Below are 18,378 nucleotides of genomic sequence, written 5' to 3' on the forward strand. Positions count from 1 at the left end.
GGGCAACCCGGCGGCCTATTTTCTTTGTGCGTTGAAGTCGCCAATTCATGACAGTGGCGACGGAGTGAGGGTGGTGCGTCGCTCGTGAGATGATCTGAGAATCGGAGCGAAGGTCGCTTCCTGCAACCTCGTTGCTCAGTCGAAAAACGCCTCGATCACATTGCGCTTGCCGAGCATGAAAGCATCGGCAACATGCTGGAGCGGAGCGAGATCGACATCCGAGGCGCCGGAACGGACAATCTCCGCGAAGCGCTTGTAGAGCATCGGATATTCCGCTTCCGGTTCGTCATGGACGACGCGGCCGTCGACGGCGAGTTTCGAGCCGCCGCCCGACAGCACCATCGCGCCCTTGTCGGTGTCGGCCAGGATGTCCCAGCTTTGCGGGCCGGTCTGGAGCCAGTCGAGTTCCATCGTCACTGGCAACCCGTTCGAGGTGCGGAAGGCGACGTGTGCCGCGACAGGAGCGTCGCGGTTCTCTGGAAAGTCGAGAACCGCCGAGGTGATGAACAGTGCCGGCAGGATGTGGGTCACGATCGACAGCGCATTGATGCCGGGGTCGAAGACGCCGAAGCCGCCGGGGGCCCAGATCCACTCCTGGTTCGGATGCCAGCGGCGCACATCTTCCTTCCAGTTGATGGCGGCCGAGTTGATGCGGGCTGAGCTTAGGAAGGTGCGGGCGGCCTCGACCGCCGGCGCATAGCGCGAGTGCCAGCTGGCGAACAGCGAGACGCCGTTTTTCACCGCCAATGCCTTCAGGTCCTCGACCTCGCTGACGGTGGCGCCCGGCGGCTTTTCCAGGAAGACATGTTTCTTCGCTTCGAGCGCGGTGCGCGCGGCGTCATAACGAAACTGCGGCGGCATGCAGAGCGCTACGGCCTCAAGCTCCGGCACCGCGTCGAGCATGGATTCGATATCGGGGAAATTCGGGATGTCATCCACCTTGCCATGCCGGCTGGCGGCCGCGATGAGGCGATAGTTCTGGTCTTTCGCCAGGGCCGGCAGGTGCTGGTCGCGGACGATCTTGCCGACGCCGACGATGCCTATCTTGATGGGCTGGGACACGGCCGCTCCGTCTGTTGGATGATGGTGAGCGTTTCTTATCAGAACACTTGCCCCGGGCAAGCCGAAGCCGGAAGGTCAGCCCCAGCTTTCCATCCGCCAGAAAGGCCTCGATTCGAAAGGCGAGGGCGCGGCGTCCTGGTTTCAGAGCGCCACGTCGAAAGTAACAATCGACACTTCGCCTTCGAGCGCGCCCTGGAAGGCGGAAAGATGCGGCTCCTCATCGGGCACGCCGTCCATATCGCCGATCTGGTCGAGCTCGGCCTCGGCGTAACCTTCCGCCGCAAGTGATTCGAGTGCCCGGCGCACCGCCGAATCGTCATCGGGGGCGACCAGCATCACGTGCACGCCTTCCGGCTTGCCGCCCTTCCTCTTCCACACCCTGCCGGTGATGATGGTGACCGGGCGTTCTTCATTGTCGTTCACGGGCCGATTCCTCCGGTCGAGGGGATCCTGACTGCTCATGCGGCTTTTTCGCATGAAAGCAGGGCCGCGCAACAGCCCAAAGCCGGTCACTTTCTTCCTCGCCCTTGCAAAATGGCGAAAGAAAATTACATGCGGTTTTCGCATGGCTGCCAAGCCCCGGCTTCAATGCAATATTTGCCACTCCGGGGTTGACGGTTCGCGGGCTTGCGAGTAGAAGCCGGCCAGTCAGAACCGATGTGAGGCTCTCCTTTCCGAAGCGACACGCTTTGGAGTTTGCTTCAAACAGGGTTCGTTTTACGAGCGAAAAGACATTTCCGGCGTGCACGAAGCGGCTTCCGCTTCCTCTGCCATTTGTTCGGGCAAGACCGCGAGGCGCGGTTTGTGGCCCGAATTTGCGTATGGAAATGACGCTTTGAGCGGCCCTGACCGGGCGAGACACGGAATTGAGAGACAAGAGGGTTTAATGCCTACCGTCAACCAGCTGATCCGCAAGCCGCGCATAGCGCCGGTGAAGCGCAACAAGGTCCCGGCCATGCAGCAGAACCCGCAGAAGCGGGGCGTCTGCACGCGCGTCTACACCACGACGCCGAAGAAGCCGAACTCGGCGCTGCGCAAGGTGGCCAAGATCCGCCTGACCAATGGTTTTGAAGTGATCGGGTACATCCCCGGCGAAGGCCACAACCTTCAGGAACACTCCGTGGTCATGATCCGCGGCGGCCGCGTCAAGGATCTTCCGGGCGTTCGCTACCACATCATCCGCGGCGTGCTCGACACGCAGGGTGTGAAGAACCGCAAGCAGCGTCGTTCGAAGTACGGCGCCAAGCGTCCGAAGTGACCGAAGCGTAGCGAAGGTCATCCCGGGCGCAGCGAAGCGACGATCCGGGATCAAGGCCACCACGCATAATTGAGGCAGAGAAAAAATGTCCCGTCGTCACAGTGCAGAAAAGCGTGAGATCAATCCGGACCCGAAGTTCGGCGATCTGATCGTCACCAAGTTCATGAACGCCGTCATGTATGACGGCAAGAAGTCGGTTGCCGAGACCATCGTCTACGGCGCGCTCGACCAGGTTCAGTCGAAGACCAAGCAGGAGCCGGTCACCGTCTTCCATCAGGCGCTCGACAATGTCGCGCCGCATGTGGAAGTGCGTTCGCGCCGCGTCGGCGGCGCCACCTACCAGGTTCCGGTCGATGTGCGCCCCGAGCGCCGTCAGGCCTTGGCCATCCGCTGGCTGATCGCTGCCGCCCGCAACCGCAATGAGACCACCATGGTCGACCGCCTCTCCGGCGAGCTGATGGATGCGGCCAACAACCGCGGCACGGCTGTCAAGAAGCGTGAAGACACCCACAAGATGGCTGAAGCCAACCGCGCTTTCGCGCACTACCGCTGGTAAAGCGCGAACGAGACTGAGAGGCAGCTACGATGGCCCGCGAATACAAAATCGAAGACTACCGCAATTTCGGTATCATGGCGCATATTGACGCCGGCAAGACGACGACCACCGAGCGCGTCCTCTATTACACGGGCAAGTCGCACAAGATCGGCGAAGTCCACGACGGCGCTGCCACCATGGACTGGATGGAGCAGGAGCAGGAGCGCGGCATCACCATCACGTCGGCCGCGACCACGACCTTCTGGAAGGGTCGCAGCGGCAAGATGTACCGCTTCAACATCATCGACACCCCCGGACACGTCGACTTCACCATTGAAGTCGAGCGTTCGCTGCGCGTTCTCGACGGCGCCATCGCGCTGCTCGATGCCAATGCCGGTGTCGAGCCGCAGACGGAAACCGTCTGGCGTCAGGCCGACAAGTACCGCGTGCCGCGCATGATCTTCTGCAACAAGATGGACAAGATCGGCGCTGACTTCTACCGCTCGGTCGAGATGATCGGTTCGCGCCTTGGTGCGCATGCCGTCGTCATGCAGCTGCCGATCGGCGCCGAGACCGAGTTCAAGGGCGTTGTCGACCTTGTCGAAATGAACGCGCTGGTCTGGCGCGACGAGACGCTGGGCGCTGCCTGGGACGTCGTCGAGATTCCCGCCGACCTCAAGGCCCGTGCGGAAGAATACCGCGAGAAGATGATCGAGGCCGCCGTCGAAATGGACGAGACGGCGCTCGAGAACTACCTCGAAGGCAAGATGCCGTCGAATGACGAGATCCGCGCGCTGATCCGCAAGGGCACCATCGCGGTGAAGTTCTATCCGATGTTCTGCGGCTCGGCCTTCAAGAACAAGGGCGTGCAGCCGTTGCTCGACGCCGTCGTCGAATATCTGCCGTCGCCGGCCGATGTTCCCGCCATCAAGGGCGTCGACGCCAAGACCGACGGCGAGATCGAGCGTCACGCCGACGACAACGAGCCGCTCTCGATGCTCGCCTTCAAGATCATGAACGACCCGTTCGTCGGTTCGTTGACCTTTGCCCGCATCTATTCGGGCAAGCTCACCAAGGGCATCTCGGTCGACAACACCGTCAAGGGCAAGAAGGAGCGCATCGGCCGCATGTTGCAGATGCATGCGAATTCGCGCGCCGACGTCGAAGAGGCTTTCGCCGGCGACATCGTCGCCCTGGCTGGCCTCAAGGACACGACCACCGGCGACACGCTCAGTGATCCGCTGCATCCGGTCATTCTCGAGCGCATGGAATTCCCCGACCCGGTCATCCAGATCGCGATCGAGCCGAAGACCAAGAACGACCAGGAAAAGATGGGCCTCGCCCTTCACCGTCTGGCCGCCGAGGATCCGTCCTTCCGCGTCAAGACCGACGAGGAAAGCGGTCAGACCATTATCTCCGGCATGGGCGAATTGCACCTCGACATCATCGTCGACCGCATGCGTCGCGAGTTCAAGGTCGAGGCCAATGTCGGCGCGCCGCAGGTGGCCTATCGCGAGACGATCACCCGCAAGCACGAGCAGGACTACACGCACAAGAAGCAGACCGGCGGTACCGGTCAGTTCGCTCGCGTCAAGATCCTCTTCGAGCCGAATCCGGACAGCAGCGAATTCCAGTTCGAGACCAAGATCGTCGGCGGCGCCGTGCCGAAGGAATACATCCCGGGTGTCGAAAAGGGCATCAACAGCGTCATGACGTCCGGTCCGTTCGCGGGCTTCCCGATGATCGGCGTCAAGGCGACGCTGATCGACGGCGCCTACCACGATGTGGACTCCAGCGTTCTGGCCTTCGAAATCGCTGGCCGCGCCTGCTTCCGTGAAGCCGCACCCAAGCTTGGCGTGCAGCTGCTCGAGCCGATCATGAAGGTCGAGGTGGTGACGCCGGAAGACTACGTCGGCAGCGTCATCGGCGACCTGAACGGCCGTCGCGGCCAGATCCAGGGCCAGGAAGCGCGTGGCGTTGCAGTTGTCATCAACGCGATGGTGCCGCTCGCCAACATGTTCAAGTACGTCGACAACCTGCGCTCGATGAGCCAGGGCCGCGCGGCCTACACGATGCAGTTCGATCATTACGAGCCTGTGCCGACCGCGGTCGCCCAGGAAGTCCAGAAGAAATACGCGTAACTCGAACGGGTTGCAGCAGTAACTTAATTCAAGGCCCGCACGGGCGAGCAGGATTGGAGACATCACATGGCAAAAGGTAAATTCGAGCGCACCAAGCCTCATGTGAACATTGGCACGATTGGTCACGTTGACCATGGCAAGACGTCGCTGACGGCGGCGATCACGAAGTATTTTGGCGAATACAAGCGCTATGACCAGATCGATGCGGCGCCGGAAGAGAAGGCGCGCGGCATCACGATCTCGACGGCTCACGTTGAATACGAGACGGCCAACCGCCACTACGCTCACGTCGACTGCCCCGGCCACGCCGACTATGTGAAGAACATGATCACCGGCGCCGCGCAGATGGACGGCGCGATCCTGGTTGTTTCGGCAGCCGACGGCCCGATGCCGCAGACCCGCGAGCACATCCTGCTTGCCCGTCAGGTCGGCGTGCCGTCGATCGTGGTGTTCCTGAACAAGGTCGACCAGGTTGATGACGCCGAGCTGCTCGAACTGGTCGAGCTCGAGGTTCGCGAGCTTCTGACCAAGAACGAGTTCCCCGGCGACGACATTCCGATCGTCAAGGGTTCGGCGCTGGCTGCCTTGGAAGATTCGGACAAGAAGATCGGCGAGGACGCGATCCGCGAGCTGATGGCGGCGGTCGATGCCTACATCCCGACGCCGGTTCGTCCGCTCGACAAGCCGTTCCTGATGCCGATCGAGGACGTGTTCTCGATCTCGGGCCGTGGCACGGTGGTGACTGGCCGCGTCGAGCGCGGCGTGGTCAAGGTCGGCGAGGAGCTGGAGATCATCGGCATCCGTCCGACGACCAAGACGACCTGCACGGGCGTCGAGATGTTCCGCAAGCTGCTCGACCAGGGCCAGGCTGGCGACAACATCGGCGCGCTGCTGCGCGGCGTTGACCGTGAAGGTGTCGAGCGCGGCCAGGTTCTGGCCAAGCCGGGCACGGTGAAGCCGCACAAGAAGTTCGTGGCCGAAGCCTACATCCTGACCAAGGACGAGGGTGGCCGCCACACGCCGTTCTTCACCAACTACCGTCCGCAGTTCTATTTCCGCACGACGGACGTGACCGGCATCGTGTCGCTGCCGGAAGGCACCGAGATGGTGATGCCGGGCGACAACATCACGGTCGATGTCGAGCTGATCGTGCCGATCGCCATGGAAGAGAAGCTGCGCTTCGCCATCCGTGAAGGCGGCCGCACCGTCGGTGCCGGCATCGTCGTCACCATCAAAGAGTAATTTGGACTTAAACCGATCTGTCGCGGGCGCAGGATATGCCCGCGCCGCGCCAGAACAAGGAAGTGACGCATGAACGGACAGAATATCCGCATCCGCCTGAAGGCGTTTGATCACCGCGTGCTCGACGCCTCGACAAAGGAAATCGTGTCGACGGCCAAGCGCACCGGTGCCAACGTTCGCGGCCCCATTCCGCTGCCGACGCGGATCGAAAAGTTCACGGTCAACCGGTCGCCTCACGTCGACAAGAAGAGCCGCGAGCAGTTCGAGATGCGCACGCACAAGCGTCTGCTCGACATCGTCGATCCGACCCCGCAGACGGTCGATGCTTTGATGAAGCTCGATCTGGCCGCCGGTGTGGACGTCGAGATCAAGCTCTAAGGGAATGAGAGCGCGGTAAGGGGCGGTGCCCCTGGCCCGGAACTCTAAAGGAATTGAACCGATGCGTTCAGGTGTGATTGCAAAGAAGGTGGGAATGACCCGCATCTATAACGATGCCGGGGAACATGTTCCCGTCACCGTTCTCCAGATGGAGAACTGCCAGGTCGTGGCGCAGCGCACGCAGGAGAAGAATGGCTACACCGCCGTTCAGCTCGGCGTTGGCCTTGCCAAGGTGAAGAACACGTCGAAGGCGATGCGCGGCCATTTCGCGACCGCTTCCGTCGAGCCGAAGGCGAAGGTCGCCGAGTTCCGCGTCTCCGCGGACAACATGATCGATGTCGGCGCCGAGATCACTGTCGAGCACTTCGTTCCCGGCCAGAAGGTCGATGTGACGGGCACGACGATCGGCAAGGGCTTCCAGGGCGTCATCAAGCGTCACCACATGGGTGGTGGCCGGGCGACCCACGGTAACTCGGTATCGCACCGTACGCACGGTTCGACCGGTCAGCGCCAGGACCCCGGCAAGGTGTTCAAAGGCAAGCATATGGCTGGCCACATGGGCGACACCCGCGTCACCACGCAGAATGTCGAGATCGTATCGACCGACGCCGACCGCGGCCTGATCCTGATCCGCGGTGCGGTTCCCGGATCGAAGGGCGCCTGGATCCTGGTCCGCGATGCGGCCAAGGTGGCACTGCCGGCCAATGCGCCGAAGCCCGCCGCGATCCGCCCGGTTGCGGCAGCTGCTAAGAACGAGGCTCCGGCCACAGAGGGAGCGGAATAATGGATCTCAAGATCACAACGCTTGGCGGCAAGGACGCCGGCAAGGTGAAACTCTCCGAGGAGATTTTCGGCCTTGATCCGCGCGAGGACATCCTGCAGCGCGTCGTGCGCTGGCAGCTCGCCAAGAAGCAGCAGGGCACGCACAAGGCCAAGGGCCGCGCCGAGATCGCGCGTACCGGCGCCAAGATGTACAAGCAGAAGGGTACGGGCCGCGCCCGCCACCATTCGGCACGCGCTCCGCAGTTCCGCGGCGGTGGCAAGGCCCACGGCCCGGTCGTCCGCAGCCACGAGCACGATCTGCCGAAGAAGGTTCGCGCGCTCGGCCTCAAGCATGCCCTCTCGGCCAAGGCCAAGAGCGCGTCGATCATCATCATCGACGAGCTGAAGCTGACCGAGGCCAAGACGAAGGCGCTGATCGCGAATTTCGCGACGCTGGGTCTGAGCAACGCACTGGTGATCGGCGGCGCCGAGCTTGACAAGAACTTCAAGCTGGCCGCGACGAACATCCCGAACATCGACGTGCTGCCCATCCAGGGCATCAACGTCTACGACATTCTGCGCCGCGGCACGCTGGTCCTTTCGAAGGCCGCCGTCGAGGCTCTCGAGGAGCGCTTTAAATGACCGACCTTCGTCACTACGACGTGATCGTCAGCCCGGCGATCACCGAAAAGTCGACCATGGCTTCCGAGCAGAACCAGGTCGTCTTCAACGTCGCCAAGAAGGCGTCGAAGCCGGAAATCAAGGCTGCCGTCGAAGCGCTGTTCGGCGTCAAGGTGATGGCCGTGAACACGCTTGTCCGCAAGGGCAAGATCAAGCGCTTCCGCGGCACGATCGGCCGCCAGAGCGACGTCAAGAAGGCGATTGTGACGCTGGCCGACGGCCAGTCGATCGACGTCGCGACGGGTCTCTGAGCAAGGCCGCGAGGACAGAACAATGGCACTGAAAAAATTCAACCCGGTAACGCCGAGCACCCGCCAGCTGGTCATCGTCGACCGCTCGGGCCTCTACAAGGGCAAGCCCGTCAAGGGCCTGACCGAAGGCCTGACCAAGTCGGGCGGCCGCAACAACCACGGTCGCATCACCGCCCGCTTCATCGGTGGTGGTCACAAGCGTTCGTACCGCATCATCGACTTCAAGCGCCGCAAGTTCGACGTCGTCGGCACGGTCGAGCGCATTGAATACGATCCGAACCGCACCGCCTTCATCGCGCTGATCAAGTACGACGATGGCGAGCTGTCCTACATCATCGCTCCGCAGCGTCTGGCTCCCGGCGACAAGATCGTGTCCGGTGAATCGGTCGATGTGAAGCCGGGCAATGCGATGCCGCTGGCATCGATGCCGGTCGGCACGATCGTCCACAACATCGAGCTGAAGCCGGGCAAGGGCGCTCAGGTTGCCCGTTCGGCAGGCGGTTATGGCCAGCTGGTCGGTCGCGACCAGGGCATGGCGATCCTGCGCCTCAACTCGGGCGAGCAGCGTGTCGTTCACGGCTCCTGCATGGCCACCGTCGGCGCCGTGTCCAATCCGGACCATGGCAACATCAACGATGGCAAGGCCGGCCGCACGGTTTGGCGCGGCAAGCGTCCGCACAATCGCGGCGTGACCATGAACCCGGTCGACCATCCGCACGGCGGTGGTGAAGGCCGCACCTCGGGTGGCCGTCATCCGGTCAGCCCCTGGGGCAAGCCGACCAAGGGCAAGAAGACGCGGTCCAACAAGGCGACCGACAAGTTCATCCTGCGCTCGCGCCATCAGCGCAAGAGCTAAGAAGAGGTAACGCCAAGTGACTCGTTCGATTTGGAAAGGCCCCTTCATTGACGGCTACCTTCTCAAGAAGGTGGACAAGGTTCGTGAAGGTGGTCGCAATGAGGTGATCAAGATGTGGAGCCGTCGCTCCACCATCCTGCCGCAGTTCGTCGGCTTCACCTTCGGTGTCTACAACGGCCAGAAGCATGTTCCCGTCTCGGTGAACGAGGACATGGTCGGTCACAAGTTCGGTGAATTCGCTCCGACCCGGACCTATTACGGTCACGGCGCGGATAAGAAGGCGAAGAGGAAATAATCATGGGCAAGGCCAAAGCTCCGCGCAGGCTTGCTGACAACGAAGCGCGCGCCGTGTTGCGCACGATCCGTATCAGCCCGCAGAAGCTGAACCTGGTTGCCGCGCTCATCCGCGGCAAGAAGGTCGCGACAGCGCTATCCGACCTCGAATTCTCGGCCAAGCGGATTTCCGGCACGGTCAAGAAGACGCTGGAATCGGCGATCGCCAACGCGGAAAACAACCACGACCTCGACGTCGATGCGCTGATCGTGGCGGAAGCCTATGTCGGCAAGTCGATCGTCATGAAGCGGTTCCATGCCCGTGGACGTGGTCGCGCCAGCCGTATCGAGAAGCCGTTCTCGCACCTCACGATCGTCGTTCGTGAAGTCGAAGAAAAAGGGGAGGCCGCATAATGGGCCAGAAAGTCAATCCGATCGGTCTTCGCCTCGGCATCAACCGCACCTGGGATTCGCGCTGGTTCGCGAACACCGGCGAGTACGGCAAGCTGCTCCACGAGGACATCAAGATCCGCAAGTATCTTGAGAAGGAACTCAAGCAGGCCGCGATCTCGAAGGTCGTGATCGAGCGTCCGCACAAGAAGTGCCGCGTCACCATCCACGCCGCGCGTCCGGGCCTGATCATTGGCAAGAAGGGCGCTGACATCGAGAAGCTTCGCAAGAAGCTGATGGAGATGACGAAGTCCGAGACGCACCTCAACATCGTCGAAGTGCGCAAGCCGGAGATCGACGCGACCCTGGTCGCCCAGTCGATCGCCCAGCAGCTCGAGCGCCGCATCGCGTTCCGCCGCGCCATGAAGCGTGCCGTTCAGTCGGCGATGCGCCTCGGTGCCGAGGGCATCCGCATCAACTGCGCCGGCCGTCTTGGCGGCGCCGAGATCGCGCGCATGGAATGGTACCGCGAGGGCCGCGTGCCGCTGCATACGCTGCGCGCCGATGTCGACTACGGCACGGCCGAAGCACATACGGCGTACGGCATCTGCGGCGTCAAGGTCTGGGTGTTCAAGGGCGAGATCCTCGAGCATGACCCGATGGCTTCGGAGCGTCGCGCCACTGAAGGCGACAATGCGCATGGCGGTGGTGGTGATCGCGAACGCGGTCGTCGTCGCGAAAACGCCTGAGACATTTAGGAATTTGGAGTTAGAACGATGCTGCAGCCAAAGCGCACAAAGTTCCGCAAGCAGTTCAAGGGCCGTATCCATGGTACCGCAAAGGGCGGCACCAACCTGGATTTCGGTGGTTTCGGGCTGAAGGCGCTTGAGCCGAACCGCGTCACCGCGCGTGAGATCGAGGCGGCCCGCCGCGCGATCACTCGCGAAATGAAGCGCGCTGGTCGCGTCTGGATCCGTATTTTCCCGGACGTGCCGGTCACTTCGAAGCCGACCGAAGTTCGTATGGGTAAGGGCAAGGGCGCGGTCGACTACTGGGCGGCGCGCGTCAAGCCCGGCCGCATCATGTTCGAGATCGACGGCGTCAATGAAGAAACCGCCCGTGAGGCACTGCGTCTCGGCGCGGCCAAGCTCTCGGTCAAGACGCGCTTCGTGCAGCGCATCGCAGAATAAGGACGGGCTGATCATGAAAGCCGAAGACATCCGGACCAAGACCCAGGACCAGCTGACCGACGACCTGGCCAGCCTGAAGAAGGAGCAGTTCAACCTGCGCTTCCAGAAGGCCACCGGCCAGCTCGAGAAGACCGCACGCGTGAGGCAGGTCCGCAAGGACATCGCGCGTATCAAGACCATCGCTGCGGAAAAGTCCGCGGCTAAGAAGGCTTAAGGACGAAAACCATGCCAAAGCGCATTCTGCAGGGCACCGTCGTCAGCGACAAGAACGAGAAGACGGTTGTCGTCAAGGTCGAACGGCGCTTCACGCATCCCGTGATGAAGAAGACCGTGCGCATGACCAAGAAGTACAAGGCGCACGACGAAAACAACGCCCACAAGGTTGGCGATCAGGTGTTCATCCAGGAATCGAAGCCGATTTCCAAGGATAAGCGCTGGATCGTCGTGTCTTCGGACCAGGCGTAAACAAACGAATTTTGGACAGACCGGGGAGGGGCTTTGAGCCCGTCCCGTTAGAAAAGAAGAAGGCGGCCAGTCATGATTCAGATGCAAACAAACCTCGACGTCGCGGATAATTCCGGCGCCCGTCGTGTCATGTGCATCAAGGTGCTGGGCGGCTCGAAGCGGAAATACGCTTCCGTGGGCGACATCATCGTGGTGTCGATCAAGGAAGCCATTCCGCGCGGCCGCGTGAAGAAGGGCGATGTGATGAAGGCGGTCGTGGTTCGCACGGCCAAGGACATCCGCCGCCCGGACGGCAGCGTGATCCGTTTCGACAAGAACGCGGCCGTTCTCGTCGACAACAAGAAAGAGCCGATCGGCACGCGTATCTTCGGACCGGTTCCGCGCGAACTCCGCGCCAAGAACCACATGAAGATCATCTCGCTCGCGCCTGAAGTGCTGTAAGGAGCCGGACCAATGCAAAAGATTAGAAAAGGCGACAAGGTCGTCGTGCTGGCCGGCAAGGACAAGGGCCGTTCGGGCGAAGTCCTCTCGGTGCAGCCGAAGGAAGACACCGCGCTGGTGCGCGGCGTCAACATGATCCGTCGTCACCAGAAGCAATCCCAGTCCCAAGAGGGCGGGATCATAACCAAGGAAGCGCCGATCCAGCTGTCGAACATCGCGCTGGCCGACCCCAAGGATGGAAAGCCGACCCGCGTCGGCTTCATCTTCCAGAAGGACGGCAAGAAGGTGCGCGTCGCCAAGCGCTCGGGAGAAGTCATCAATGGCTAAGGCTCAATCCAAGCAGGCGACTGCCCAGAACACGCCGCGTCTCAAGCAGGTCTACAACGAGACCATTCGCAAGGCGCTGCAGGAGCAGTTCGGCTACGAGAACGAGATGCAGGTTCCGCGCATCGACAAGATCGTGCTGAACATGGGCGTCGGCGAAGCGACGGGCGATTCGAAGAAGCCTTCGATCGCCGCCGAGGACCTGGCGATGATCGCCGGCCAGAAAGCCGTCGTCACCCGCGCTCGCAACTCGATCGCCGGCTTCAAGGTCCGCGAGAAGATGCCGATCGGCGCCAAGGTCACGCTGCGCAAGGAACGCATGTACGAGTTCCTCGACCGCCTCGTGAACATCGCACTGCCACGCGTCCGCGACTTCCGCGGGCTGAATCCGAAGAGCTTCGATGGCCGTGGCAACTACGCCATGGGCATCAAGGAACACATCGTGTTCCCGGAGATCAACTACGACAAGGTTGATCAGATCTGGGGCATGGACGTCATCGTTTGTACGACTGCGAAGACGGACGACGAAGCCAGGGCATTGCTCAAGGCCTTCAACTTCCCCTTCCGCCAGTAACGGCAGCGAGAAAAGGAAAAATCTGAAATGGCAAAGACCAGCTCAGTCGAGAAGAATAACAGGCGCCGCAAGCTTGCCGACCAGTACGGTCCCAAGCGTGCAGCCCTCAAGGCGATCATCATGGATCAGTCCAAGCCGATGGAGGAGCGCTTCCGCGCTCAGCTCAAGCTTGCTGCCTTGCCGCGCAACTCGGCCAAGATCCGCATCCGTAACCGCTGCGAAGTCACCGGCCGTCCGCGCGCCTACTATCGCAAGCTCAAAGTATCGCGCATCGCGCTTCGTGATCTCGGCAACAACGGCCAGATCCCGGGCCTGGTCAAGTCGAGCTGGTAAGGAGGACATAACATGTCATTGAGCGATCCTCTCGGCGATATGCTGACCCGCATCCGCAACGCGTACGGCCGCAAGAAGTCGAGTGTTTCGACGCCGGCTTCGCGTCTGCGCACCCGCGTCCTCGACGTGCTGAAGGCTGAAGGCTACATCCGCGACTACAGCCAGACCGACTTCGACAACGGCAAGTCCGAAATCGAAATCGAGCTGAAGTATTTCGACGGTGCGCCGGTCGTGCGCGAAATCGCCCGCGTCTCGAAGCCTGGCCGCCGCGTCTATGTTTCGGCCAAGTCGATCCCGCACGTCGCCAACGGCCTCGGCATCGCCATTCTTTCGACACCGAAGGGCGTGATGGCCGACCACGAAGCGCGCGAACAGAACGTCGGCGGTGAAATCCTCTGCCAGATCTTCTGATCTGGCGTGTGACCGGCAAAATCGGAATCCGGTCTTCGGGATCATGCCCGAAGACAGAGACCTGAAACAAGAGAAGTGACGAGGACAACAAAATGTCTCGTATTGGAAAGAAACCCGTTTCGCTGCCGCAGGGCGTGACCGCGACCGTCAACGGCCAGACCGTGACGGCGAAGGGCCCCAAGGGCGAGCTGAAGTTCGTGGTGAACGAAGAAGTCCTGGTCAAGATGGAAGGCAGCGAGATCGCTGTCCAGCCGCGCGACCAGACCAAGACGGCCCGTTCCAAGTGGGGCATGTCGCGCACGCAGATCGTCAATATCCTGCAGGGTGTCAAGGACGGCTTCGAGAAGAAGCTCGAGATCACCGGCGTCGGCTATCGCGCCGCGATGCAGGGCAAGAACCTGCAGCTGGCCCTTGGCTTCAGCCATGATGTCGTTTACGAGACCCCGGTCGGCATCACGATCACTGTGCCGAAGCCGACGGAAATCACCGTGACCGGCATCGACAAGCAGCAGGTCGGCCAGGTTGCCGCCGAGATCCGCGAATATCGCGGTCCCGAGCCCTACAAGGGCAAGGGTGTCCGCTACGCTGGCGAGAAGATCGTCCGCAAGGAAGGCAAGAAGAAGTAGTGGGCTTGGCCCCGGAAAGTTGAAGACTTTTCGGAAAGGACCAAGCTAAAGAGATGCAACGCCGCGGGGAGCGGTCGCGGGAGGCGCTTTCGCCTACCGCATAGGGCGGCCCCCGTTTTTTGAAGGCAAGGAACTACCATGGCCACCAAGGAATCCATCCAGCGCCGCGCGCAGCGCGTCCGTCGTCAGATCAAGAAGGTCGCCGGTGAGCGTCCACGTCTGTCGGTCCACCGCACGTCGAAGAACATCTATGTGCAGGTCATCGACGACGCCAAGGGTCACACCATCGTCGCGGCCTCGACGCTCGAGAAGGACCTCAAGGGTTCGCTCAAGACCGGCGCCGACACCGCCGCCGCCGCCGCGATCGGCAAGCTGATCGCCGAGCGCGCCACCAAGGCCGGCGTCAAGGAAGTCGTCTTCGACCGTGGCGCCTACATCTATCACGGCCGCGTCAAGGCGCTCGCCGAGGCTGCCCGTGAAGGTGGTCTGAGCTTCTAGGCATGATCCCGAAAAGTTGCAGACTTTTCGGATAAGGATCATGCGAAGGGAAAAATGACTTTCGCCCCCGGTGACCCACAGAGGCGCCGGATCTTATCAGCAACCGTGCTTCCGGAAAAAAACAAGGAACAGGATATGGCACAGGAACGTAGGGATGGCGGCCGCGGCCGCGATCGTGAAGAGCGCGATGACGGCATGGTGGACAAGCTCGTCCACATCAACCGCGTCGCCAAGGTCGTCAAGGGCGGCCGTCGCTTCGGTTTTGCAGCACTCGTCGTCGTCGGCGACCAGAAGGGCCGTGTCGGCTTTGGTCACGGCAAGGCGCGCGAAGTGCCGGAAGCTATCCGCAAGGCAACTGAATCGGCCAAGCGCGACATGATTTTCGTGCCGCTGCGCTCGGGCCGCACGCTGCACCACGACGTCGAGGGACGTTGGGGCGCTGGCCGTGTCCTGCTGCGCGCCGCCAAGCAAGGTACCGGCATCATCGCCGGTGGCCCGATGCGCGCTGTCTTCGAGACGCTCGGCATGCATGACGTGGTCGCCAAGTCGATGGGTTCGTCGAACCCGTACAACATGGTTCGCGCCACGTTCGACGCGCTGAAGAGCCAGATGCATCCCAAGGATGTGGCTGCCGCGCGCGGCATCAAGTATTCGACCCTTCAGGCCCGCCGCGGCACCGCCGTTGCGGCTGAAGAATAGTCGACGCTGACCAGGGAATTTGACCATGGCCAAGAAAGCAACCAAGACCATCACCGTTGAGCAGATCGGTTCGCCGATCCGCCGTCCCAAGGAGCAGCGCGCGACGCTGGTCGGGCTCGGCCTCAACAAGATGCACAAGCAGCGCACGCTGGAAGATACGCCCTCCGTGCGCGGCATGATCGCCGCCGTCCAGCATCTCGTCCGCGTCGTGGACGAGGGCTGAGCTAAAGCGCAGGAGAACCCAGATGAAACTCAACGATCTGCGTGACAAGGACGGCGCGACGCACTCCAAGAAGCGTCTCGGCCGCGGCATCGGCTCCGGCTCCGGCAAGACCGGTGGTCGCGGCGTCAAGGGCCAGAAGGCGCGCTCCGGCGTTGCCATCAACGGCTTCGAGGGTGGCCAGATGCCGCTCTATCGGCGTCTGCCGAAGCGTGGCTTCAACAACATCTTCGCCAAGAGCTTCACCGTTGTGTCGCTTGCCCGTATCCAGGTCGCCATCGACGCCAAGAAGCTTGATGCCAAGGCAACCGTGACGGCTGAATCGCTCGTTGCCGCCGGCGTCATTCGCCGCGTCAAGGACGGCGTGCGCATCCTCTCCGACGGCGAGATCAAGGCGAAGCTCGCCTTTGACGTTGCCGGCGCCTCCAAGGCCGCGATCGAGAAGATCGAAAAGGCCGGCGGCTCGGTCAAGCTGCCGGAAAAGGCAGCTGCCGAGTAACGGCAATTTGAAGCGCGATCGGCAAGAGTGGGATCCGTTTTTGCTCACGATTGCGCTTTGATCTGCTCAATTAGGCGGCCGCGTCAACGCGGCCGCTTGCATGTTTAGAGCCCGGAGCTTATCTCGTGAGCTTCGGTGAAACGCACCGCCTGACCTTCGGGCCATCAAGCGTTACCAAGCGGAGAATCAGGCATGGCTTCGGCTGCTGAACAACTAGCCTCGAATCTGAATTTCTCGGCCTTCGCCAAGGCGGAGGACCTGAAGAAACGCATCTGGTTCACCATCGGCGCGTTGCTCGTCTATCGCCTCGGCACTTATATTCCGCTTCCCGGCATCAATCCCGACGCCTTCGCGCAGGCCTTCTCCTCGCAGAGCAAGGGTGTGCTCGGCATGTTCAACATGTTCGCCGGCGGTGCCGTGCAGCGCATGGCGATCTTCGCGCTGGGCATCATGCCGTACATTTCCGCCTCCATCATCATGCAGCTGATGACCTCGGTCATACCGTCGCTGGAAGCGCTGAAGAAGGAAGGCGAGCAGGGCCGCAAGGTCATCAACCAGTACACACGCTACGGCACCGTGCTTTTGGCGCTGGTTCAGGCCTATGGCATTTCGGTAGGCCTGGAGAACGGCAACGGCATCGTCAATGATCCCGGCATGTTCTTCCGCCTGTCGACCGTCGTCACTCTGGTCGGCGGCACCATGTTCCTGATGTGGCTCGGCGAGCAGATCACCGCGCGCGGCATCGGCAACGGCATTTCGCTGATCATCTTCTCCGGCATCGTCGCCGGCCTGCCGCGCGCCATTTCCGGCACGCTGGAGCTTGGCCGCACCGGCGCCTTGTCGACCGGCCTGATCCTGGCGATCATCGTCCTGGCCATCGTCGTCATCGCCCTCATCGTGTTCTTCGAACGTGCCCAGCGCCGCCTGCTGATCCAGTATCCGAAGCGTCAGGTCGGCAACCGCATGTTCCAGGGCGACACCTCGCATCTGCCGCTGAAGCTCAACACATCAGGCGTTATTCCGCCGATCTTCGCCTCCTCGCTGCTGTTGCTGCCGGCCACCGTCGCCGGCTTCTCGCAGACGACCAACATGCCGGCCTGGGCGAGCACCATCCTGGCTTCGCTCGGCCACGGTCAGCCGCTCTACATGGCATTCTATGCGGCGATGATCGTGTTCTTCGCCTTCTTCTATACTGCGATTGTCTTCAACCCGAAGGACACCGCCGATCAGCTCAAGAAGCATTCGGGCTTCATCCCGGGCTATCGTCCGGGCGAGCGCACCGCCGATTACATCGATTACGTCCTCACCCGCATCACCGTCGTCGGCGCCATCTATCTGGTGCTGGTGTGCCTGCTGCCGGAGTTCCTGATCTCGGCGACTGGCGTACCATTCTACCTTGGTGGCACATCGCTTCTGATCGTGGTCAGTGTCACGCTCGATACGGTTGCGCAGATTCAGGGACACCTGATCGCGCACCAGTATGAAGGCCTGATCAAGAAGTCGAAGCTGCGCGGGGGGAAGAAAGCCAGATGAGGTTGATTTTGCTTGGGCCGCCAGGGGCGGGCAAGGGGACACAAGCACAAAGACTGGTAGAAAAACACGGCATACCCCAGCTTTCGACGGGCGACATGCTGCGTGCTGCCGTCCAGGCCGGTACCGAAGTCGGCAAGCGCGCCAAGGCGGTGATGGATGCTGGTGAACTGGTGTCCGATGCCATCGTCAATGCGATCGTCGCCGAGCGTATCGATCAGGTCGATTGCGCGAAGGGGTTCATCCTCGACGGATACCCGCGAACCCTGGTGCAGGCGGACGCGGTGGAAGCAATGCTCTCGGATCGTTCCCAGGGCCTGGATGCCGTCATCGAACTTGTCGTCGACGACAAGGCGCTGGTTGGTCGAATCGTCAAGCGCGCCGATGAGGCACAGGCCGCCGGTCTGCCCGTACGCAAGGACGATAATCCGGCCGTGTTCGAGGAACGCCTGCGAGAGTACTACAAGAAGACGTCGCCGCTGATTGGCTACTATTATGCCAAGGGCAAGCTCAGGAGCGTCGACGGCATGGCCGACATCGATCAGGTGACGGAGCAGATCGAGGCAGTGCTCAAGGCGGCAACGCGGCGAAATTAACGATTGCGCTTGACGGGAGCGGTTCGCTGCGGTATGGCGGCCCGTCTTCCTATCAGGCATGGGCTTTGCTTGTCCGCAAGGGCAAGGCAGCCGCTTTGAACTGGAAACTCCCGCATGGGCCGGCCTCCACCGGACGCGGGGCA

At 61.9% G+C, this 18,378-nt stretch carries 29 protein-coding genes; 27 read left to right on the forward strand and 2 right to left on the reverse strand.

Features of this window, described 5'->3' with window-relative positions; genetic code table 11:
- Positions 1–135: 135 nt before the first annotated feature.
- Entirely contained in the window at positions 136–1,062 is a 927-nt protein-coding gene (locus tag OOJ09_RS14855) for a Gfo/Idh/MocA family protein (protein WP_269905921.1), read from the reverse strand.
- A gap of 141 nt (positions 1,063–1,203) precedes the next feature.
- Positions 1,204–1,485: a transcriptional regulator gene (locus OOJ09_RS14860; protein WP_256753634.1), complete on the reverse strand. Its 282-nt coding sequence runs from the start codon at positions 1,483–1,485 to the stop codon at positions 1,204–1,206.
- 463 nt (positions 1,486–1,948) lie between these two features.
- Between OOJ09_RS14860 and rpsL the strand changes: the two genes are divergently transcribed.
- The 27 genes from rpsL to OOJ09_RS14995 all read left to right on the forward strand — a co-directional run bounded on the left by rpsL (position 1,949) and on the right by OOJ09_RS14995 (position 18,235).
- The gene (rpsL, locus tag OOJ09_RS14865) at positions 1,949–2,320 is read left to right on the forward strand and encodes a 30S ribosomal protein S12 (protein ID WP_006333356.1); all 372 of its coding nucleotides are present in this window, start codon (positions 1,949–1,951) and stop codon (positions 2,318–2,320) included.
- Positions 2,321–2,405: 85 nt separating this feature from the next.
- On the forward strand, positions 2,406–2,876 hold the full coding sequence (rpsG, locus tag OOJ09_RS14870; protein ID WP_008875664.1) for a 30S ribosomal protein S7: 471 nt from the start codon (positions 2,406–2,408) through the stop codon (positions 2,874–2,876).
- 29 nt (positions 2,877–2,905) lie between these two features.
- Positions 2,906–4,996: an elongation factor G gene (fusA, locus tag OOJ09_RS14875; protein ID WP_269905922.1), complete on the forward strand. Its 2,091-nt coding sequence runs from the start codon at positions 2,906–2,908 to the stop codon at positions 4,994–4,996.
- A gap of 66 nt (positions 4,997–5,062) precedes the next feature.
- A complete protein-coding gene (gene tuf, locus OOJ09_RS14880) occupies positions 5,063–6,238 on the forward strand; it encodes an elongation factor Tu (protein WP_256753628.1) in 1,176 nt (391 codons plus the stop codon).
- A 69-nt stretch (positions 6,239–6,307) separates the two neighbouring features.
- The gene (gene rpsJ / locus OOJ09_RS14885; protein WP_010909272.1) at positions 6,308–6,616 is read left to right on the forward strand and encodes a 30S ribosomal protein S10; all 309 of its coding nucleotides are present in this window, start codon (positions 6,308–6,310) and stop codon (positions 6,614–6,616) included.
- A gap of 61 nt (positions 6,617–6,677) precedes the next feature.
- Entirely contained in the window at positions 6,678–7,400 is a 723-nt protein-coding gene (gene rplC, locus OOJ09_RS14890) for a 50S ribosomal protein L3 (protein ID WP_091584603.1), read from the forward strand.
- Positions 7,400–8,020: a 50S ribosomal protein L4 gene (rplD, locus tag OOJ09_RS14895; RefSeq protein WP_008875667.1), complete on the forward strand. Its 621-nt coding sequence runs from the start codon at positions 7,400–7,402 to the stop codon at positions 8,018–8,020. The genes rplC and rplD overlap by 1 nt, the downstream gene beginning before the upstream one ends.
- On the forward strand, positions 8,017–8,310 hold the full coding sequence (locus tag OOJ09_RS14900) for a 50S ribosomal protein L23 (protein WP_010909275.1): 294 nt from the start codon (positions 8,017–8,019) through the stop codon (positions 8,308–8,310). The genes rplD and OOJ09_RS14900 overlap by 4 nt, the downstream gene beginning before the upstream one ends.
- Positions 8,311–8,332: 22 nt before the next feature.
- Positions 8,333–9,166, forward strand: coding sequence for a 50S ribosomal protein L2 (gene rplB, locus OOJ09_RS14905; protein WP_024505067.1), 834 nt, complete (start codon positions 8,333–8,335; stop codon positions 9,164–9,166).
- A gap of 16 nt (positions 9,167–9,182) precedes the next feature.
- Positions 9,183–9,461: a 30S ribosomal protein S19 gene (rpsS, locus tag OOJ09_RS14910; protein WP_006205463.1), complete on the forward strand. Its 279-nt coding sequence runs from the start codon at positions 9,183–9,185 to the stop codon at positions 9,459–9,461.
- Positions 9,462–9,463: 2 nt separating this feature from the next.
- Positions 9,464–9,853 carry a 50S ribosomal protein L22 gene (rplV, locus tag OOJ09_RS14915; protein ID WP_006205462.1) on the forward strand — a complete coding sequence of 130 codons (390 nt, stop codon included), beginning with the start codon at positions 9,464–9,466 and terminating at the stop codon, positions 9,851–9,853.
- On the forward strand, positions 9,853–10,578 hold the full coding sequence (gene rpsC / locus OOJ09_RS14920) for a 30S ribosomal protein S3 (RefSeq protein ID WP_091584605.1): 726 nt from the start codon (positions 9,853–9,855) through the stop codon (positions 10,576–10,578). Before rplV ends, rpsC begins: the two co-directional genes overlap by 1 nt.
- A 27-nt stretch (positions 10,579–10,605) precedes the next feature.
- The gene (rplP, locus tag OOJ09_RS14925; protein ID WP_013531427.1) at positions 10,606–11,019 is read left to right on the forward strand and encodes a 50S ribosomal protein L16; all 414 of its coding nucleotides are present in this window, start codon (positions 10,606–10,608) and stop codon (positions 11,017–11,019) included.
- Positions 11,020–11,032: 13 nt separating this feature from the next.
- Entirely contained in the window at positions 11,033–11,233 is a 201-nt protein-coding gene (gene rpmC / locus OOJ09_RS14930; RefSeq protein ID WP_006205459.1) for a 50S ribosomal protein L29, read from the forward strand.
- 11 nt (positions 11,234–11,244) lie between these two features.
- Entirely contained in the window at positions 11,245–11,484 is a 240-nt protein-coding gene (gene rpsQ / locus OOJ09_RS14935) for a 30S ribosomal protein S17 (RefSeq protein WP_010909280.1), read from the forward strand.
- A 72-nt stretch (positions 11,485–11,556) separates the two neighbouring features.
- On the forward strand, positions 11,557–11,925 hold the full coding sequence (gene rplN, locus OOJ09_RS14940; protein WP_006205457.1) for a 50S ribosomal protein L14: 369 nt from the start codon (positions 11,557–11,559) through the stop codon (positions 11,923–11,925).
- 12 nt (positions 11,926–11,937) lie between these two features.
- On the forward strand, positions 11,938–12,252 hold the full coding sequence (rplX, locus tag OOJ09_RS14945; protein ID WP_013531428.1) for a 50S ribosomal protein L24: 315 nt from the start codon (positions 11,938–11,940) through the stop codon (positions 12,250–12,252).
- Entirely contained in the window at positions 12,245–12,823 is a 579-nt protein-coding gene (gene rplE / locus OOJ09_RS14950) for a 50S ribosomal protein L5 (protein ID WP_091584608.1), read from the forward strand. Before rplX ends, rplE begins: the two co-directional genes overlap by 8 nt.
- 27 nt (positions 12,824–12,850) lie before the next feature.
- Positions 12,851–13,156: a 30S ribosomal protein S14 gene (gene rpsN, locus OOJ09_RS14955; protein WP_010909282.1), complete on the forward strand. Its 306-nt coding sequence runs from the start codon at positions 12,851–12,853 to the stop codon at positions 13,154–13,156.
- Positions 13,157–13,168: 12 nt separating this feature from the next.
- Positions 13,169–13,567, forward strand: coding sequence for a 30S ribosomal protein S8 (gene rpsH, locus OOJ09_RS14960; protein WP_006205453.1), 399 nt, complete (start codon positions 13,169–13,171; stop codon positions 13,565–13,567).
- A gap of 92 nt (positions 13,568–13,659) precedes the next feature.
- Positions 13,660–14,193 (forward strand): 50S ribosomal protein L6, encoded by a 534-nt coding sequence (gene rplF, locus OOJ09_RS14965; protein ID WP_269905923.1) that lies wholly within the window; start codon positions 13,660–13,662, stop codon positions 14,191–14,193.
- A 138-nt stretch (positions 14,194–14,331) separates the two neighbouring features.
- Positions 14,332–14,691, forward strand: coding sequence for a 50S ribosomal protein L18 (gene rplR, locus OOJ09_RS14970; protein ID WP_091584612.1), 360 nt, complete (start codon positions 14,332–14,334; stop codon positions 14,689–14,691).
- Between the two features lie 135 nt (positions 14,692–14,826).
- Positions 14,827–15,390, forward strand: a complete 564-nt coding sequence (gene rpsE / locus OOJ09_RS14975) for a 30S ribosomal protein S5 (protein WP_006333394.1) — start codon at positions 14,827–14,829, stop codon at positions 15,388–15,390.
- Between the two features lie 25 nt (positions 15,391–15,415).
- Positions 15,416–15,613 (forward strand): 50S ribosomal protein L30, encoded by a 198-nt coding sequence (gene rpmD, locus OOJ09_RS14980; RefSeq protein WP_006205449.1) that lies wholly within the window; start codon positions 15,416–15,418, stop codon positions 15,611–15,613.
- Between the two features lie 22 nt (positions 15,614–15,635).
- Positions 15,636–16,109: a 50S ribosomal protein L15 gene (gene rplO / locus OOJ09_RS14985; protein WP_027028844.1), complete on the forward strand. Its 474-nt coding sequence runs from the start codon at positions 15,636–15,638 to the stop codon at positions 16,107–16,109.
- A 192-nt stretch (positions 16,110–16,301) separates the two neighbouring features.
- The gene (secY, locus tag OOJ09_RS14990; protein ID WP_091584616.1) at positions 16,302–17,642 is read left to right on the forward strand and encodes a preprotein translocase subunit SecY; all 1,341 of its coding nucleotides are present in this window, start codon (positions 16,302–16,304) and stop codon (positions 17,640–17,642) included.
- Positions 17,639–18,235, forward strand: coding sequence for an adenylate kinase (locus OOJ09_RS14995; protein ID WP_269905924.1), 597 nt, complete (start codon positions 17,639–17,641; stop codon positions 18,233–18,235). The genes secY and OOJ09_RS14995 overlap by 4 nt, the downstream gene beginning before the upstream one ends.
- The last annotated feature ends 143 nt before the right edge of the window (positions 18,236–18,378 follow it).

The organism is Mesorhizobium qingshengii (assembly GCF_027563465.1).
Lineage (GTDB): Bacteria > Pseudomonadota > Alphaproteobacteria > Rhizobiales > Rhizobiaceae > Mesorhizobium > Mesorhizobium qingshengii_A.

Excerpts from the sequence above, each read along its gene's own strand:
- rpsL (WP_006333356.1), top strand. The coding sequence starts at position 1,949 with ATGCCTACCGTCAACCAGCTGATCCGCAAGCCGCGCATAGCGCCGGTG.
- rpsG (WP_008875664.1), top strand. The coding sequence starts at position 2,406 with ATGTCCCGTCGTCACAGTGCAGAAAAGCGTGAGATCAATCCGGACCCG.
- fusA (WP_269905922.1), top strand. The coding sequence starts at position 2,906 with ATGGCCCGCGAATACAAAATCGAAGACTACCGCAATTTCGGTATCATG.
- tuf (WP_256753628.1), top strand. The coding sequence starts at position 5,063 with ATGGCAAAAGGTAAATTCGAGCGCACCAAGCCTCATGTGAACATTGGC.
- rpsJ (WP_010909272.1), top strand. The coding sequence starts at position 6,308 with ATGAACGGACAGAATATCCGCATCCGCCTGAAGGCGTTTGATCACCGC.
- rplC (WP_091584603.1), top strand. The coding sequence starts at position 6,678 with ATGCGTTCAGGTGTGATTGCAAAGAAGGTGGGAATGACCCGCATCTAT.
- rplD (WP_008875667.1), top strand. The coding sequence starts at position 7,400 with ATGGATCTCAAGATCACAACGCTTGGCGGCAAGGACGCCGGCAAGGTG.
- OOJ09_RS14900 (WP_010909275.1), top strand. The coding sequence starts at position 8,017 with ATGACCGACCTTCGTCACTACGACGTGATCGTCAGCCCGGCGATCACC.
- rplB (WP_024505067.1), top strand. The coding sequence starts at position 8,333 with ATGGCACTGAAAAAATTCAACCCGGTAACGCCGAGCACCCGCCAGCTG.
- rplV (WP_006205462.1), top strand. The coding sequence starts at position 9,464 with ATGGGCAAGGCCAAAGCTCCGCGCAGGCTTGCTGACAACGAAGCGCGC.
- rpsC (WP_091584605.1), top strand. The coding sequence starts at position 9,853 with ATGGGCCAGAAAGTCAATCCGATCGGTCTTCGCCTCGGCATCAACCGC.
- rplP (WP_013531427.1), top strand. The coding sequence starts at position 10,606 with ATGCTGCAGCCAAAGCGCACAAAGTTCCGCAAGCAGTTCAAGGGCCGT.
- rpmC (WP_006205459.1), top strand. The coding sequence starts at position 11,033 with ATGAAAGCCGAAGACATCCGGACCAAGACCCAGGACCAGCTGACCGAC.
- rpsQ (WP_010909280.1), top strand. The coding sequence starts at position 11,245 with ATGCCAAAGCGCATTCTGCAGGGCACCGTCGTCAGCGACAAGAACGAG.
- rplN (WP_006205457.1), top strand. The coding sequence starts at position 11,557 with ATGATTCAGATGCAAACAAACCTCGACGTCGCGGATAATTCCGGCGCC.
- rplX (WP_013531428.1), top strand. The coding sequence starts at position 11,938 with ATGCAAAAGATTAGAAAAGGCGACAAGGTCGTCGTGCTGGCCGGCAAG.
- rplE (WP_091584608.1), top strand. The coding sequence starts at position 12,245 with ATGGCTAAGGCTCAATCCAAGCAGGCGACTGCCCAGAACACGCCGCGT.
- rpsN (WP_010909282.1), top strand. The coding sequence starts at position 12,851 with ATGGCAAAGACCAGCTCAGTCGAGAAGAATAACAGGCGCCGCAAGCTT.
- rpsH (WP_006205453.1), top strand. The coding sequence starts at position 13,169 with ATGTCATTGAGCGATCCTCTCGGCGATATGCTGACCCGCATCCGCAAC.
- rplF (WP_269905923.1), top strand. The coding sequence starts at position 13,660 with ATGTCTCGTATTGGAAAGAAACCCGTTTCGCTGCCGCAGGGCGTGACC.
- rplR (WP_091584612.1), top strand. The coding sequence starts at position 14,332 with ATGGCCACCAAGGAATCCATCCAGCGCCGCGCGCAGCGCGTCCGTCGT.
- rpsE (WP_006333394.1), top strand. The coding sequence starts at position 14,827 with ATGGCACAGGAACGTAGGGATGGCGGCCGCGGCCGCGATCGTGAAGAG.
- rpmD (WP_006205449.1), top strand. The coding sequence starts at position 15,416 with ATGGCCAAGAAAGCAACCAAGACCATCACCGTTGAGCAGATCGGTTCG.
- rplO (WP_027028844.1), top strand. The coding sequence starts at position 15,636 with ATGAAACTCAACGATCTGCGTGACAAGGACGGCGCGACGCACTCCAAG.
- secY (WP_091584616.1), top strand. The coding sequence starts at position 16,302 with ATGGCTTCGGCTGCTGAACAACTAGCCTCGAATCTGAATTTCTCGGCC.
- OOJ09_RS14995 (WP_269905924.1), top strand. The coding sequence starts at position 17,639 with ATGAGGTTGATTTTGCTTGGGCCGCCAGGGGCGGGCAAGGGGACACAA.